Here is a 15,988-nt window from a genome sequence, read left to right as displayed (position 1 = left end):
TTAAAACTTAAATTATGAAAAATTTTAAAAACCGGTTTTTACCAACCTTGGCCCTTGCTCTAGGGCTGGCAATTTCAGGGTGTAGCTCTGACGATGATTTTGAAAGACTGGATGGCGACGATCCAACCCCAACCCCTGAAGGCACAGAACTTAACGGCAACCTTGAAGATGACCGCGTGTTAGACGCGAGTGAAATTTACAATCTTACCGGTGTTTACTCAGTAGAATCGGGAGCGACATTAACAATTCCCGCTGGAACCGAGATTGTTGCTGATACAGATGAAGACGCGACAGGAGTGTATATCGTAGTACAAAAAGGAGGGATGATAGACATTCAGGGTACATCTTCGGCTCCGGTAGTTATGAGGTCTTCTAACGGTGAACGAGGAAGCTGGGGCGGACTCGTAATTGCCGGTGATGCTGAAAGCACTGCTGGTGTTGATGCTACTGCAGAAGTTGGGGGTATTATCTATGGTGGAAGCAATTCTGAAGACAATTCGGGTTCAATAGAATACCTTGTACTTTCTGATGCCGGTGCGCAAATTAATTCAGAATCACAATACAACGGGATCTCTCTTTACGCAGTAGGATCTGAAACAACTATAGAAAATATTGCGATCTTAAATGGTTCTGATGATGGAATTGAATTCTTTGGAGGTTCAGTTACTGCTACTAATCTTTATTTAGAAAATAACGAAGATGATGCTGTAGACTGGACAGAGGGATGGAACGGTACCATTACAAATACTTACGTACTACACAGTATTGAAAACTTCTCTACTGCAATTGAGGCAGATGGTGTAGATGGAAATCCTACTATCGAGAACTTCACCGCAGTTTCTTCTACCGGTGGTGTTGCCTTACAATTTAAAGCACAATCGGGGGCAACTATTACTGGTCTATCACTTTCTGGATACGATACCGCTTTAGATATCGCTGAAGAAACAAGAACCGACCTTTCCGGAATACAGTTAAACGGTGCTACCGCAGAATTGGATTTGGATTATTCTGAAGCTCAAACCGTAGACCCCGCGATGTTTGATTGGGTAGACAACCGTGGTAGAGTTTCTGTTCTACCCGGAACTATAGATGAAGATTTCTCATTAGATGGAAATTCAGAATACATCATTAACGGTGTGGTTTCAGTAGAGGAAGGTGCGACCTTAACTATTCCTGCAGGAACTAAAATTACTGCAAGAAGTGATGATAATGACGATGGAACTAGCATTTATCTAGTTGTTCAAAAGGGAGCAATGATAGACATCCAGGGAACTGAAGAAAAACCTGTAGTTATGTCTTCTACTTCTGGGGCACCTGGAAGCTGGGGCGGACTTGTAATTGCAGGTAATGCAGAAACTACAGCCGGTATTGATGCAACTGCAGAAGTTGGCGGTATTATCTACGGTGGTGACGATCCTGAAGACAATTCAGGTTCTATCGAGTATCTTATACTTGCAGATGCGGGAGCGCAAATAAATTCAGAATCCCAATACAACGGGCTTTCCCTTTACGCAGTTGGTTCTGAAACCAATATCGAAAACATTGCTATCTTAAATGGTTCTGACGACGGAGTTGAATTCTTTGGAGGATCGGTTTCTGCAACTAACCTTTATTTGGAAAATAACGAAGATGATGCTGTAGACTGGACAGAAGGTTGGAATGGTGCCGTAACAAACACTTATGTTTACCATACCATAGAAAACTTTTCTACTGCGATTGAAGCTGACGGTGTAAATGGAAACCCTACAGTTGAAAACTTCACTGCGGTTTCAGAAACCGGTGGAGTAGCTTTACAATTTAAGGCACAATCTGGCGCTACAATCACAGGACTTTCACTTTCTGGGTACGAAACTGCTATTGATATTGCTGAAGAAACCAGAACAGATCTTTCTGGAATTCAGACTGAAGGAGAAACTGCTACCCTGGAAGATACTTACGAAACCGATGCTACGGTAGATGTAGCAATGTTTAGCTGGGTAGAATAGTGCATTCTCATTATTAAATAATTATGTATTAGCCAAAGAAAAGGCTGCCGATAAGGGCAGCCTTTTTTAATATAACATTATGATTAAATACACAATAATTCTGGCATCGTTTTTGAAATTTTATTGTAGTTTTGTATAAACCTCGATATTAAAGAATGAAGCAATACTACTTCTATACTTTCATATTAGCTATTTTCCTCACATTCTCTGCGCCAAATGCAGTGAATGCGCAGGATACTACCAGCTCGGGGAATAAAACCGAAATTCCCATAGAGGGCCTATCTATATACCCTAACCCGGTTACTAACGGGAAAGTTTATATTAGTACTTCCCAAAATAAAGAAAAGGAAATCCAGATTTACAATGTTTTGGGTAAACCTGTACAACGCACCAAATTAAGAGGAAAAGAACTTGACGTTTCTTCACTTAGTGCAGGAATTTATATTCTAAAAATCAAGGAAGAAGAAGCCTCTGCCACCAGAAAATTAGTGGTGCGATAATGCAAACTTCACGCATTTCCTAGAATTCTTAACTTCGCCTCTCTAAATTTAACCACGAGAATGTTATCTGAAAGAATTTTTAATATTTCTAATCAGAAAGATTTTAATGAAATTACTCTTGAAGTATTTTCTTATCAATATCAGCATACTAAGGTTTACCGGGAGTTTTGCGAGTTATTAAATCGGAATCCCAAAAATGTTCAAGCTCTTGAACAGATTCCATTTCTACCTATAGAATTTTTCAAAAAGAAAAAGGTAATTTCTGGTTTAGCCTTAGAAGAAATAATTTTCACCAGTAGCGGCACTACCGGTTTAACCACCAGTAAACATTACGTAACCAATTTAAAGGTTTACGAGCAAAGTTTTTTAAAAGCTTTTGAACTTTTCTACGGGAAACCCGAAGAAATGGTAGTTTTAGCGCTTTTACCTTCTTATTTAGAACGCCGGGGCTCTTCGCTAATCTATATGGCCGATAGCCTTATAGAACGAAGCAAATATCCTGAAAGCGGATTTTACCTGGACGAACTTGAGAACCTTCAAAAGAAACTTTCAGCACTAGACAAAAGCGGAAAAAATATTCTTCTTCTAGGCGTATCTTTCGCCCTACTCGATTTAGTTGAAAATTACGATTTCAACTTAAAGAACACTACTATTATGGAAACCGGTGGGATGAAAGGCCGGCGTAAAGAAATGATTAGAGCAGAACTGCATCAAATTCTTTCTCAAGGTTTTGGAGTAGAAAAGATTCATAGTGAATACGGAATGACCGAGTTACTTTCGCAAGCCTATTCAAAGGGAGACGGAATTTTTGATACTCCACCCTGGATGAAGATTCTTATTCGTGATGCCGAAGATGCGCTAAGCTATCTCCCAGCGCATAAAACAGGCGGAATCAATGTAATAGACCTGGCTAATTTTAACTCTTGTTCATTTATTGCTACCCAGGATTTAGGCAGAAAAATCCAGAAAGATCAAACTGAAATTCTTGGAAGATTTGATAATAGTGATATTCGGGGATGCAACCTTCTAATTCTATAAGCTTTCTGCTATCAACATTCGCCAATAAAAACTTAAAGATCAGTGCTTTATAGTTAAAGTTTATTAAAGCATGTAAATTTTAAGCAGTTTTCTCGTCTTATTAAATGTAAGATGAATTATGATTAAAATAAGTCTTACAGGCTAAGTGAAATTTTTTCATATTAGATTGGTTAGTTAGTTGCAAGCCCCATAAACGTCCTGTTTGTGGGGCTTTGTATTTTATTAAACCAACCAGCAGCTTAAATTGCCCTTATAATATAGGTATTCTTCTTTCCTTTATTAATAATTACATATTTATCATTAATAAGGTCTTGCGGAGTGATGGTATAATCTTCCTTTACTTTCTCCTTATTTACAGAAACTGAATTTTCTTTAAGAGCCCTTCTGGCTTCACCATTTGATTGCAGAAAATTAGTTTTTGCCGATAAAGCCGCGATCATATCCAGGCCTTCTTCTATTTCGGCTTTAGCTACTTCAGCTTGTGGTACGCCTTCAAATACATCTAAAAATGTAGCTTCATTTAAAGATTTTAAATCGGCTGCGGTACTTTTTCCAAAAAGGACTTCAGAAGCTTTTACCGCGTTCTCAAAATCTTCTCGAGAATGAACCATTACCGTAATTTCTTCGGCTAAAGTTTTCTGAAGCACACGTTTATGAGGCGCTTCTTTATGCTCGTCAACAATTTTATCTATTTCGGCTTTACTTAACAATGTAAAGATCTTGATATATTTTTCAGCATCAACATCACTGGTGTTTAACCAATATTGGTAGAATTTATAAGGAGAAGTACGGTTTGGATCTAACCAAACATTTCCGCCTTCGGTTTTCCCAAATTTAGTCCCATCAGCCTTTGTAATTAGCGGGCAGGTTAAAGCGTAGCCTTTTCCATTTCCAATACGGCGAATCATCTCGGTACCGGTCGTGATATTTCCCCACTGGTCGCTACCGCCCATTTGCAGCGTACAATCTTTTTCCCTGAATAAATGCAGAAAATCGTAACCCTGAACCAACTGGTAAGTAAATTCGGTAAAAGACATTCCCTCGGCAGCATCAGAAGATAAGCGCTTTTTAACCGAATCTTTGGCCATCATATAATTTACCGTAATATGCTTCCCCACATCACGAATAAATTCCAGAAAACTGAAATTTTTCATCCAGTCGTAATTATTTACCATTTCGGCAGCATTTTCCTCTTCTTTTCCAAATTCAAGAAATTTAGAAAGCTGGTTTTTTATAGCCTGCTGGTTGTGCCGTAAGGTTTTTTCGTCAAGCAAATTTCGTTCTGCAGATTTCCCTGATGGATCACCAATCATTCCTGTAGCACCACCCACTAAAGCAAAAGGTTTATGCCCGCAAAGCTGAAAATGTCTAAGCATCATCACGCTCACAAGATGGCCTATATGCAGGGAATCGGCCGTTGGGTCTATGCCCACATAAGCAGCACGCATTCCTTCTTTTAAATGGTCTTCGGTTCCAGGCATGACATCATGCACCATACCTCTCCAGGTAAGTTCTTCTACAAAGTTCTTATTCATAATTCAAATAATTTTGCTCAAAAATAATAGTAAATAAGCTCGGAGCAAGTCACCGAACCCGTTTTACGAAATAATATTTAGATTTTTTGGAAAATTTTGGAGATTAAATCTCAACTATCGAGTAAAGATACCATAAACTCTTATTTTTCCTAAGTGGTTTTGGTATATTTACCACATGATTTTAGTTACAGGCGGCACCGGACTTGTAGGTTCACATTTATTGCTGAATTTATTAAAAGCCGGAAAAAAAGTTAGGGCTCTTCACCGAAAAAATAGCGACCTCGCAGCGGTTGAGCACGTTTTCAACTATTATACTTCTACTGAAGAAGCCAAAAGCTTATTCCAACAAATTGAATGGTTTGAAGCAGATATCACCAACGTACCTCAACTAAATAAAGCGTTTGAAAATATAAAATACGTTTACCACTGTGCTGCGCTTGTTTCCTTTGATCCCGCAGATGATAAAAAGCTGCGAAAAATAAATATTGAAGGCACTGCAAACATCGTAAACCTTTGTGTTGCTTTTAAAATTGAAAAACTGTGCTATGTTAGCAGTGTTGCTGCACTTGGCAGAAGTTTAAACAACAAAGAGATTAACGAGCGCGCTATGTGGAACCCCGAAGAAGACCATAGCGATTATGCAATTTCTAAATACGGTGCCGAAATCGAAACCTGGAGAGGCTCGCAAGAAGGCGTACCAACGGTAATAGTAAAACCCGGAATTATTATAGGACCAGGCTTTTGGAAAGAAGGCACGGGTCAAATTTTTTCTAAAATTGATAAAGGAATGAACTATCATTTTCCCAAAATAGCCGGTTTTGTGGGGGTAAAAGATGTAGTAAATGTAATGCAACAGCTAATGGAAGCTGAAATAAAAAATGAAGCTTATATCCTGGTTTCTAAAAATATAAGTTTTAAATCTGTTTTTGAGCAAACTGCAATTGAATTGAATAGAACTGCACCTAAAAAAGCGCTCAAAAAATGGATGCTTTGGGTAGGTTGGTTTTTTCAGAAAATTGGGGGATTTTTTGGCGCAAAAAGACAAATTACCAAAAATACGGTAAGAACCCTTTTCCAACATTCAAAATATTCAACCAAAAAAATTAAAGAAAGCCTGGGTTTTGAATTCACCCCAATAAAAAATGTAATTGCAGAAACAGCTAAATTCTACAAACAGGACAAATCTTAGTCTCGCGATCTTGGTGGAGGCAAACTGTCTATAACGCTCATGCTAAGCGAATCTTTTTTTTTAACTAAGGAATCAGAAATTTCTTCAATTTCCTTATCAGGGTTTAAAGAATCTTTTTCCACTCCCAGTGAATCACGTCTTATTTTTGCAATAGAATCTTTAATTCGTTGTTCTTGCTTTTGCAGTGTATCTAGCTCAATTTTTAATTTTTCAAAACGATTCTTTACACTATCGTAGATGCGCTGATAAATTTCAAAGTTATCGGCATAATAATCGTTGCTACGCTTAAACTGAACGCTATCTATATCGTATTTCTCGAAGATATATTCCTGGCCTCTAATCCCGGTATTTTCGAACATACGCTTATTAAAATTCCTGGCCGATTGCATTATGGAAACTTCGGCAATTATATCTATCATTTTATCTTCAGGAATAAGATTTTCTGGCCTTTCAGATTCATCAATATTCTGGCAGGCAGCAAATGCCGCACCTATAAAAAACAGGAAGAAGAATTTTTTACACATATTATCTGTCAAACTGCAAACGCTCTGCCACATTCGCAAAAGGCTGATGTTTAAAATTCTTATACACCAAATTACCGTTCACAAAAGTATGTGTAACCCTAGATTTAAAAGTTACCCCCTCAAAAGGAGACCAGCCACATTTATACTGAATATTATCTGGCTGTACAGCCCACGGCGCATTTAGATCTACCAGCACCAAATCGGCTTTGTAACCCTCTCTAATAAATCCGCGATCTTTTATCTCAAACAAAATAGCCGGATTATGACACATTTTTTCTACAATCTTTTCTAAAGAAATTTTCTCCTGATGGTAGAACTGTAACATTGCAGCAAGCGAATGTTGTACCAACGGGCCACCACTGGGTGCCTTGGTATATACATTTTTCTTTTCTTCTTTAGTATGCGGAGCATGGTCTGTAGCTACCACATCCAAAAGATCATCGTTTAAAGCTTTCATTAAAGCCTCCTGATCCTTTTTAGTTTTAACCGCAGGATTCCATTTAATCAAAGTTCCTTTTTTCTTATAATCAGAATCATTGAACCACAGGTGATGTATACAAACCTCGGCCGTAATTTTTTTGTCTTTAAGTTTCTTTTTATTGCTGAATAAACTTAGCTCCTTTGCTGTAGAAACGTGAAAAACGTGTAATCTCGCCCCGGTTTTTTTGGCCAAAGCTACCGCTTTGGATGAAGACTTATAGCAAGCCTCTTCGCTCCTAATTTGTGGATGCAATTCAATTGGAATATCATCGCCATAGCGATCTATACATTCCTCAAGATTCTTTTTAATGGTTTCTTCGTCTTCACAATGCACAGCGATTAACAATGGAGATTTTGAGAAAATTTGCTCTAATGTTTTTTCGTCGTCTACCAGCATATTTCCGGTAGAAGAACCTAAAAACAGTTTTAAAGCTGCTGTGGTTTTAGGATCTACTTTTAGAATTTCTTCCAGGTTATCGTTAGTACCGCCAAACATAAAAGAATAATTGGCATAAGATTTTGCTGCAGCCAATTCAAACTTCTTTTCTAATTCTTCTATGGTGGTAGTTTGCGGAAGCGTGTTGGGCATTTCTATAAATGAAGTAATTCCGCCAGCCACAGCCGCGCGAGATCCCATTTCTATGTTTTCTTTATGGGTAAGCCCCGGCTCCCTAAAATGCACCTGATCGTCTATTACACCAGGCAACAAATGGGTTCCTTCGGCATCAAAGATTTGTACATCTGGGGATTTGGCGCTAATGCTTTCGGCAATTTCCACAATTATTCCACCTTCAATAAAAACATCGGCTTCTTTAATTTTACCCTCGTTTACAATCTTCGCGTTCTTGATTAAGACTTTCTTCATTTCAATTTAATCTGCTTAAAAAGACTTTTAATCTTCATTATTATTACCCCAAAAATGGCTTCAGAAATTATGGAGCCACTCATTTTTGAAGTTCCTCGTGTTCTATCTGTAAAGATTACGGGAACTTCTTCTAAATTATAGTTCAGCAAATATGCTTTAAACTTCATTTCTATCTGGAAGGCATAGCCAACAAATTGTATGCTATCCAAATCTATTGTCTCCAGCACTTTTCTTTTATAACAAACAAAACCGGCGGTGGTATCGTGAATATCCATTCCGGTAATAAATCTTACATATTTAGATGCCAGCCAGGATAATAAAACCCTGCTCATAGGCCAGTTAATTACATTTACCCCGGTTTTATATCGGGAACCTATGGCAACATCGGCATTATTCCTTTTGCAGGTATTGTATAATCTTATAAGATCGTTAGGATTATGAGAAAAATCGGCATCCATCTCAAAAACATACTCGTAATCCCTTTGCAGCGCCCATTTAAAACCGTGAATGTAAGCCGTTCCCAAACCTAATTTCCCTACTCTTTCTTCAAGAAAAAGACTATCATGAAATTCGGCTTGCAGGGTTCTTACCAGGGTTGCAGTGCCATCGGGAGAATTATCATCTACCACCAAAATATGAAATTGTGTAGGTTGAGAAAACACGTTTCTAACCAGTCGCTCAATGTTTTCAATTTCATTAAAGGTGGGTATAATGACTATCCCCTTTACCATCTTATCAATTTTTGCACAAATGTATGCATTTTAAATCTTCGTTTCCCGGCATCACCTTCAAGTTTTAACCTCAAAATAATTATACATTTGCAAAAAAAGTTTTAATCCTGGAAGCCATAGAAAGACATATTGTTTCACTAGACTGGATCACCCTCACGCTAATGGGTGCGTTTCTATTACTGGCTATTGTAAGAACAGCATATCCACAACGTTTTGAGGATTTTCTTTCACTGCTTTCCTCTAACAAATTTATGATGTTTAGAGGAAAGAAGAACAAAGCTTTTCATCCTTTTAACATTTTGCTTTTCTTTGTTCACCTCATCTCTTTTTCCCTGCTTTTCTATCTGTTTTTCAGTTTCTTTTGGAAGGATACAACTTTAAACCCGGCTTTTGTTTTTATACGTATTGCTACTGCTTATGGTAGTTTTGTTCTATTAAAATTTGGGCTGGAAAAAATAGTGGGCAACGTTTTTAATTTAGACCCGCAAATAGACTCTTATCTCTATCAAAAAATAAGCTACCGCAATTTTATAGGACTTATATTATTAATTCCTAGCTTAATATTCGTCTATACCTTTACTCCTACCGCTTTTGCCCTATATACTTTATTGGGTATTTTAGTCCTAAGCAATTTTTTTAGCCTGTTATTGATTTACCGGGAAAATCAAAACCTGATTACTGGCAATTGGTTTTATTTTATTTTGTACCTTTGCGCTCTCGAAATTGCCCCCTATATTATTTTGTACAAGCTAATTACAATTTAAACAAAGGACCAAATAAAAGTATTGATATATGAAAGTGAAAACAATTTTAGTTTCCCAGCCCGAACCTAAAGTAGAGAACTCTCCTTATTTTGAGCTTGAGGAAAAACAAAAAGTAAAAATTGATTTCATCCCTTTTATTCACGTAGAAGGTGTCTCTTCTAAAGAAGTACGCCAGCAAAAAGTAGATCTTACCAAATATTCTGCAATTATTCTTACCAGCCGTAATGCTGTTGATCATTTTTTTAGAATTGCCGAAGAATTGCGTTTTAAGGTGCCAGACACCCTAAAATACTTTTGTTTGAGTGAAGCTGTAGCTTATTATTTACAAAAATATGTGGTTTACCGCAAGCGGAAAATTTATGTTGGGAAAAGAACTTTTGCCGATCTTTCTCCGCTTATTAAGAAATATAAGAACGAGAAGTTTTTACTTCCATCTTCAGATATGCTGAAGCCAGATGTTCCAAAAACGCTAAACAAACTGGGCGTAGAATGGAAACAAGCTACATTTTACAAAACCGTGGTAAGTGACCTTTCTAACCTACGCGATGTAACCTATGATATCCTGGTATTTTTTAGCCCAAGCGGAATCAAATCTTTATTTGAAAATTTCCCAGACTTTGAGCAGAAAGAAACAAAAATTGCAGTATTTGGAAATACAACCATAAAGGCCGCAAAAGAACACGGGCTAACCGTTAATATAAAAGCGCCAACTCCAGATACCCCATCTATGACCATGGCGTTGCAAAAATATATTGCAGAAGCAAATAAGAAATAACATATAGAAGAATTTTAAACCTCACTCTAGTGAGTTAAGATTACCTTCCATTTATATTTTTTTAAATAAAAAATCCGGTGCACTTTACACCGGATTTTTTTGAATCAATTAACTAATTAAAAACAATGCTAGGATGAAGTTGGCCCGCCGGCCATAATTTCATCATTAGCATATGCTTCAAACTTTTCAAAGTTCTTTTTAAAGGAATTTGCCAGTTCTCCTGCTTTTTTATCATAAGCTGCAGTATCTTTCCAGGTATTTCTGGGATTTAAAACTTCTGCAGGCACGTTAGGACAATTTAATGGCATCTGTAGCCCGAACATATTATGCGTACTAAATTCCGCATCTTTTAATTCGCCATTTAGCGCAGCGCTAATCATAGCCCGGGTATATTTTAATTTCATTCGGTTTCCGGTACCATATGGCCCACCGGTCCATCCAGTATTAATTAACCAAACATTTACTCCGGCTTCTTTCATTTTAGCGCTTAACATTTCGGCATATTTTGTAGGGTGCAAAGGCATAAAAGGCGCACCAAAACAGGCTGAAAAACTTGGTACAGGTTCATCTATTCCAGCTTCGGTACCCGCAACTTTTGCCGTATAACCGCTTATAAAATGATAAGCCGCCTGGCCAGGCGTAAGTTTACTTATTGGGGGCAAAACCCCAAAAGCATCGGCGGTTAAAAAGAATATATTCTTGGGATTTTCACCTACCGATGGCACCTGAATATTATCTATATGATGAATAGGATAACTAACTCTTGTATTTTGAGTTATGCTGGTATCAGAAAAATCTACATTCCCGTCCTCGTCCAAGATTACATTTTCCAAAATAGCTCCCGGCTTGATGGCTCGGTAAATATCTGGTTCATTTTCTTCGGTAAGGTTTATCACCTTAGCGTAGCAGCCCCCTTCAAAATTAAAAATTGTATTTTCTTTGGTCCAACCGTGTTCATCATCACCAATTAGTTTTCTGTCAGGATCTGCAGATAAAGTGGTTTTTCCCGTTCCCGAAAGTCCAAAAAATATGGCGGTATCACCATCTTCACCAACATTAGCAGAGCAATGCATTGGAAGCGTATTTTTATCTACCGGAAGTATAAAATTTAAGGCTGAAAATATTCCTTTTTTAATCTCCCCTGTGTAGCCGGTTCCACCAATTAAAGCAATTTTTTTTCTGAAATTAAGAATAGCAAAATTCTCCTGGCGCGTTCCATCTACTTCAGGATTTGCCTTAAAACCGGGAGCGTTAAGAATTAGCCATTCTTCCTTAAAGCTTTCGAGTTCCTTTTCTTCCGGCCTTAAAAACATATTATAGGCAAACATATTAGACCAGGGATACTCATTTACCACCCTAATATTTAAGCGGTATTTTTCTTCGGCGCAGGCATAGGCATCGCGAGCGTAAATTTCCTTATCAGAAAGGTAATTGGCAACCTTATCATAAAGTTTGTCGAATTTGGCAGCATCAAAAGGAATATTGATATCTCCCCACCAAACTTTGTCGCGGGTAATTTCATCTTTTACAATAAAACGATCTTTTGGCGATCTCCCGGTATAAGCTCCCGTGTTAATAGCCAGGGCGCCCGAATTTGTTTCGGTACCAAGACCATGTTCTAAAGTATCGTAATGAAGTTCTTCAGGAGATAACTGGTAGTGTACCGTTGCATTTCTGATCCCGTAGTTTTCTAACGAAATCGTTTTCGTAGTTTGGGTGTGTGCAAGCATAAATTTAAAGTGTGTGGTTTGTTATGGGTACAAAATTATAAATCTTATACACATAAACTGCTAAACTTTCTTAAATTATTTAGACTTAAATTTTATGAATTCCACCAGTAAAAAAATCCACGCGGCTATTAATAGCGTACCTCCCAGCGGGGTCACTAATGCAATTGCCGTAAAATCTATAGTTGTTAAATTATTGGTGGCGAGTAAATATATAGATCCAGAAAAGCAAATTACGCCAAATAGGAGCAGATAAAAGATTGGTTTTTGAAAACGAAATGAGGGCATTTTAAAACCTCCAATAAAAAGAAGTAACAAACCATGATACATTTGATATTTAACCCCGGTTTCAAAAGATTCCCTTGCGGCGATATCTAATAATGGTTTTAAACCATGTGCACCAAAAGCACCAATTATTACTGCTAAAAGTCCAAAAATCGCCCCGGTTATTAAAAATTTCCTATTCATTTAGGTTATTTTTTATGAGTTAAAGATTTAATACATTCGTAAACCACTACACAAAACTAATTTATTTTATGAACAACATTTTAATAATCGGGGCAGGAAAATCTACTTCTGTCCTAATCGACCATCTTTTGTCCAAAGCCGGGACCGAAGATCTCTTTTTAAGAATTGGAGATATTGATCTTGAGAATGCTAAAAAAGCCTGCAAGAATAAAAAGCATTGCGAAGCTTTTCATTTAGATGTTTTTAATGCTGAAAGCAGGGAGAATGCAGTTAAAAGTGCCGATATCGTGATTTCCATGCTGCCGGCGAGATTTCATATAGAAGTTGCCAAAGCTTGCGTAAAGTTCAAAAAGAATATGGTGACCGCCTCTTACATAAGCAAAGAAATGAAAGCTTTAGATGAAGAAGTAAAGGAAAACGGACTCATATTTATGAATGAAATTGGGGTAGATCCCGGTATTGATCATATGAGTGCAATGCAGGTTATAGATCGTATTGGTGATAAAGGCGGAAAAATACTTTTATTTGAATCTTTTACAGGCGGCCTTGTAGCTCCTGAAAGCGACACCAATCTCTGGAATTATAAATTTACCTGGAACCCAAGAAATGTAGTGGTTGCCGGGCAGGGCGGCGTGGCCGAGTTTATACAGGAAGGAAAATATAAATACATTCCTTATCACCGTTTATTTAGAAGAACCGAGTTCCTCCACATTGAAGGTTACGGCAAATTTGAAGGTTATGCCAATAGAAATTCGCTAGACTATATGAGCATTTATGGCCTGGAAGATGTACTTACACTTTACCGCGGTACCATTAGGCGGGTTGGCTTCAGCCGTGCGTGGAATATGTTTGTGCAACTTGGAATGACCGATGATAGTTTTAAAATGAAAGATTCAGAAAATATGAGCTATCGTGATTTTGTGAATTCCTTTCTCCCTTATTCCCCTACAGATACTGTAGAACTTAAACTTCGGCATAATTTAAAAATAGATCAGGACGATCTTATGTGGGAAAAACTGTTGGACCTGGATTTATTCAATAAAGACAAAAAAATTGGAATTAAAGAAGCTACGCCTGCCCAAGCCCTACAGAAAATCTTAATGGATAAATGGAGCCTGGCCCCAGACGATAAGGATATGATTGTAATGTACCATAAATTTGGTTACGAATTAAAAGGCAAGAAAAAACAGATAGATTCAACTATGGTGCACATTGGGAAAGACCAAACTGAAACTGCAATGGCAAAAACCGTGGGGCTTCCTGTAGCCATAGCTACTTTAAAAATCTTAAAGGGCGAAATAACCACACCCGGCGTTCAGCTTCCTATTAAAAAAGAAGTTTATGAACCCATTCTAAAAGAATTAGAGAAACACGATATTGTTTTTAAAGAAAAAGAGACCGAATATTTGGGTTATAACCCTTTTGGAGAAGTAGGAAATTAAATTTTTGAATTCAATTTGCTACTTTAGCTCTTTAACCAATAAACCTCCCAAATGAAAGTTGTAAACGAGACTGTTGTTATAGATGGTATAGATAAAACCATCCTGAATTTCTTAATGGAAGATGCCAAAAAATCTATTTTAGAAATCGCCAGGAATATCGGGATTACCGGTGCAGCAGTTCACCAGCGTTTACGCAAATTGGAAAAAGCAGGTTTAATTGAAGGCTCTAAACTTATGATAAACCCCCGCAAGTTGGGCTATAAAACTATGGCCTTTGTAGGGGTTTACTTAGATAAAGCAGTTAGTAACCCGCAGGCTGTAAAACAGCTAAGCCGAATTCCTGAAGTAATTGAATGCCATTACACCACCGGGAATTGGTCTATTTTCATCAAAATATTATGTAGAGATAACGAGCATTTAATGAATGTACTCAACAAAGATATTCAGGCTATAGAAGGGGTTTCAAGAACCGAAACCTTTATTTCGTTAAATCAACAAATAAAAAGGCAAATCAAAATTTAATATTCTTTGGATTTATTCTAAATAAGAATTAATTTTGGCTGCAGTATGAAAGTATTACACCAGTCTCAATTCTTTACTTCTTATCAATGTGATAAGCAGCGATGCTTTTTTATTGAATTTCCGCATAAAACCATTCAGCTTGGTTTTTGCCAGTTTTTAGCGTTTAGACAGCAAGTTAAAGAAATTGACCTGGATTCTCATTTTAATGGGCAAAACCCGCACGGTTTGGAAATGCTTATGCTATGCAATAGGCAACACTTCTTTGTTTTTAATACTTTAGAATGTATAGATCTTAAAGAATTTATTACCGGTTCTTTTGCTATGCTTGAACTTAATTCCCTGCTTACCAATTCAGTTTAATCTATTTCACTTTAGACTATTTCTAAATTCTATTCCTAATTAGGTTCTTACCGCCTATTTGGCTAATTTTATAGAAAATGACTAATAAACCGGCACAATGCTGGTCGCAAAAAAATGGTTAAGCACAAATCTGGTGAAGTAAATAGCATTAAAAATACAAAGAAAATGAAAGATTTAGTAAGACAAAATTTAAGTATCCATGTAGATGTCATGGATCTTTTAAATAAACAAATTGAAAAAGAAGCACATTCATCATCAGCTTATTTAGCTATGGCTTCCTGGTGCGATCACAATGCCCTTTCTTATAGTGCCGATTTCTTTTACGAGCAAGCTGCAGAAGAAAGAGAGCATATGATGAAGATCTTTAGATTTATTAACGATAATGGTGGTACCGCGTATTCTCCAGAAGTTAGTGGTGTAAATCACGATTTTAAATCTTTGGAAGAAATCTTTGAAACTGCTTTAGACCAGGAAATTGCTATTACCAAAGCAATTCACAATATTGTAGGTAAATGCCGAAAATTAAACGATTATACTACCGAGTATTTTCTACAGTGGTTTATAGCAGAGCAAATGGAAGAAGAGCAAACAATGCGCCGTGCGCTAGAGTTATTTGATCTTATGGGCACCGAAGGCCTGGGTCTTAAATTATTAGATGAGCGCATCCCGCAAATTAGAGACAAACGTGCAGAATAGATTTTTATAAGAAAATATGCATCATTCTGAATTTATTTCAGATCATTAAATTAAAAGAGGCCGTCTAAAAAGTATTTAGATGGCCTTTTTTATTGATAAAAGTTTTTGTGAGAGAAGTGCTTCTTCTTTTGTAGATATTCTTAATGATAAAAAAAGGCAAAGCAGCGCCCCCTTGCTATGCTATACTGAATTTTCTTAAGTTGTGCGCCATAGCAATTAACCCTATTTCAGTAGTTACTTTCTCCATTCCCCGAAGCATAAATCGCTTGAAGCCCATATTTTGCTTGATATTCCCAAAGACGGCTTCCACATCCCAGCACCGACGTTTACGATGTGCTATTCCCGCTTCACTTAATAGTAGGTTCCTGGCTTTTTCCTTGAGACGGA

General features: G+C 37.2%; 17 protein-coding genes. 10 read left to right on the top strand and 7 right to left on the bottom strand.

The window, feature by feature from the left end; genetic code table 11:
- Positions 1 to 14 precede the first annotated feature (14 nt).
- The 3 genes from BM084_RS08870 (at position 15) to BM084_RS08860 (ending at position 3,523) form a co-directional block, all read left to right on the top strand.
- The gene (locus BM084_RS08870; protein ID WP_093304367.1) at positions 15 to 1,985 is read left to right on the top strand and encodes a hypothetical protein; all 1,971 of its coding nucleotides are present in this window, start codon (positions 15 to 17) and stop codon (positions 1,983 to 1,985) included.
- A gap of 155 nt (positions 1,986 to 2,140) precedes the next feature.
- Entirely contained in the window at positions 2,141 to 2,485 is a 345-nt protein-coding gene (locus BM084_RS08865) for a T9SS type A sorting domain-containing protein (protein ID WP_075325100.1), read from the top strand.
- Positions 2,486 to 2,545: 60 nt separating this feature from the next.
- Entirely contained in the window at positions 2,546 to 3,523 is a 978-nt protein-coding gene (locus BM084_RS08860) for a LuxE/PaaK family acyltransferase (protein WP_075325101.1), read from the top strand.
- Between the two features lie 239 nt (positions 3,524 to 3,762).
- On the opposite strand, the gene tyrS is transcribed toward BM084_RS08860, so the two are convergent.
- Positions 3,763 to 5,058 carry a tyrosine--tRNA ligase gene (gene tyrS, locus BM084_RS08855; RefSeq protein ID WP_075325102.1) on the bottom strand — a complete coding sequence of 432 codons (1,296 nt, stop codon included), beginning with the start codon at positions 5,056 to 5,058 and terminating at the stop codon, positions 3,763 to 3,765.
- Between the two features lie 175 nt (positions 5,059 to 5,233).
- Between tyrS and BM084_RS08850 the strand changes: the two genes are divergently transcribed.
- A complete protein-coding gene (locus BM084_RS08850; RefSeq protein WP_075325103.1) occupies positions 5,234 to 6,247 on the top strand; it encodes an NAD-dependent epimerase/dehydratase family protein in 1,014 nt (337 codons plus the stop codon).
- Here BM084_RS08850 and BM084_RS08845 read toward each other — a convergent pair.
- The 3 genes from BM084_RS08845 to BM084_RS08835 are packed head-to-tail and all read right to left on the bottom strand — an operon-like array spanning position 6,244 to position 8,847.
- Positions 6,244 to 6,771: a DUF4296 domain-containing protein gene (locus BM084_RS08845; protein WP_075325104.1), complete on the bottom strand. Its 528-nt coding sequence runs from the start codon at positions 6,769 to 6,771 to the stop codon at positions 6,244 to 6,246. The two genes, BM084_RS08850 and BM084_RS08845, sit on opposite strands and share 4 nt — an antisense overlap.
- Before the next feature lies 1 nt (position 6,772).
- Complete coding sequence (locus BM084_RS08840; protein WP_075325105.1) at positions 6,773 to 8,116, bottom strand: dihydroorotase; 1,344 nt, start codon at positions 8,114 to 8,116, stop codon at positions 6,773 to 6,775.
- Complete coding sequence (locus tag BM084_RS08835; protein ID WP_075325106.1) at positions 8,113 to 8,847, bottom strand: polyprenol monophosphomannose synthase; 735 nt, start codon at positions 8,845 to 8,847, stop codon at positions 8,113 to 8,115. The genes BM084_RS08840 and BM084_RS08835 overlap by 4 nt, the downstream gene beginning before the upstream one ends.
- A gap of 104 nt (positions 8,848 to 8,951) precedes the next feature.
- Between BM084_RS08835 and BM084_RS08830 the strand changes: the two genes are divergently transcribed.
- Both BM084_RS08830 and BM084_RS08825 read left to right on the top strand, forming a co-directional pair.
- On the top strand, positions 8,952 to 9,611 hold the full coding sequence (locus tag BM084_RS08830; RefSeq protein ID WP_317040658.1) for a DUF4271 domain-containing protein: 660 nt from the start codon (positions 8,952 to 8,954) through the stop codon (positions 9,609 to 9,611).
- A gap of 28 nt (positions 9,612 to 9,639) precedes the next feature.
- Positions 9,640 to 10,386 (top strand): uroporphyrinogen-III synthase, encoded by a 747-nt coding sequence (locus BM084_RS08825; RefSeq protein ID WP_075325108.1) that lies wholly within the window; start codon positions 9,640 to 9,642, stop codon positions 10,384 to 10,386.
- 128 nt (positions 10,387 to 10,514) lie between these two features.
- On the opposite strand, the gene pckA is transcribed toward BM084_RS08825, so the two are convergent.
- Both pckA and BM084_RS08815 read right to left on the bottom strand, forming a co-directional pair.
- Positions 10,515 to 12,116 carry a phosphoenolpyruvate carboxykinase (ATP) gene (gene pckA / locus BM084_RS08820; protein ID WP_093304362.1) on the bottom strand — a complete coding sequence of 534 codons (1,602 nt, stop codon included), beginning with the start codon at positions 12,114 to 12,116 and terminating at the stop codon, positions 10,515 to 10,517.
- Positions 12,117 to 12,191: 75 nt separating this feature from the next.
- Positions 12,192 to 12,581 carry a DUF423 domain-containing protein gene (locus BM084_RS08815; RefSeq protein ID WP_075325110.1) on the bottom strand — a complete coding sequence of 130 codons (390 nt, stop codon included), beginning with the start codon at positions 12,579 to 12,581 and terminating at the stop codon, positions 12,192 to 12,194.
- 68 nt (positions 12,582 to 12,649) lie between these two features.
- On the opposite strand from BM084_RS08815, the gene BM084_RS08810 reads away from it, so the two are divergent.
- The 4 genes from BM084_RS08810 (at position 12,650) to BM084_RS08795 (ending at position 15,601) form a co-directional block, all read left to right on the top strand.
- A complete protein-coding gene (locus BM084_RS08810) occupies positions 12,650 to 14,023 on the top strand; it encodes a saccharopine dehydrogenase family protein (RefSeq protein ID WP_093304359.1) in 1,374 nt (457 codons plus the stop codon).
- Positions 14,024 to 14,074: 51 nt separating this feature from the next.
- Positions 14,075 to 14,545 carry an Lrp/AsnC ligand binding domain-containing protein gene (locus tag BM084_RS08805; RefSeq protein WP_075325112.1) on the top strand — a complete coding sequence of 157 codons (471 nt, stop codon included), beginning with the start codon at positions 14,075 to 14,077 and terminating at the stop codon, positions 14,543 to 14,545.
- 45 nt (positions 14,546 to 14,590) lie between these two features.
- Positions 14,591 to 14,905 carry a hypothetical protein gene (locus BM084_RS08800; RefSeq protein WP_075325113.1) on the top strand — a complete coding sequence of 105 codons (315 nt, stop codon included), beginning with the start codon at positions 14,591 to 14,593 and terminating at the stop codon, positions 14,903 to 14,905.
- 165 nt (positions 14,906 to 15,070) lie between these two features.
- Entirely contained in the window at positions 15,071 to 15,601 is a 531-nt protein-coding gene (locus tag BM084_RS08795; RefSeq protein WP_075327864.1) for a ferritin, read from the top strand.
- A gap of 175 nt (positions 15,602 to 15,776) precedes the next feature.
- On the opposite strand, the gene BM084_RS08790 is transcribed toward BM084_RS08795, so the two are convergent.
- Positions 15,777 to 15,988, bottom strand: a 212-nt coding sequence (locus BM084_RS08790) for a transposase (protein WP_143083636.1), incomplete at its 5' end; no start/stop codon positions are given.

It is taken from the genome of Salegentibacter agarivorans (assembly GCF_900113135.1).
GTDB classification, from domain to species: Bacteria; Bacteroidota; Bacteroidia; order Flavobacteriales; family Flavobacteriaceae; genus Salegentibacter; species Salegentibacter agarivorans.
This window is presented reverse-complemented; position numbering and strand designations above follow the sequence as displayed.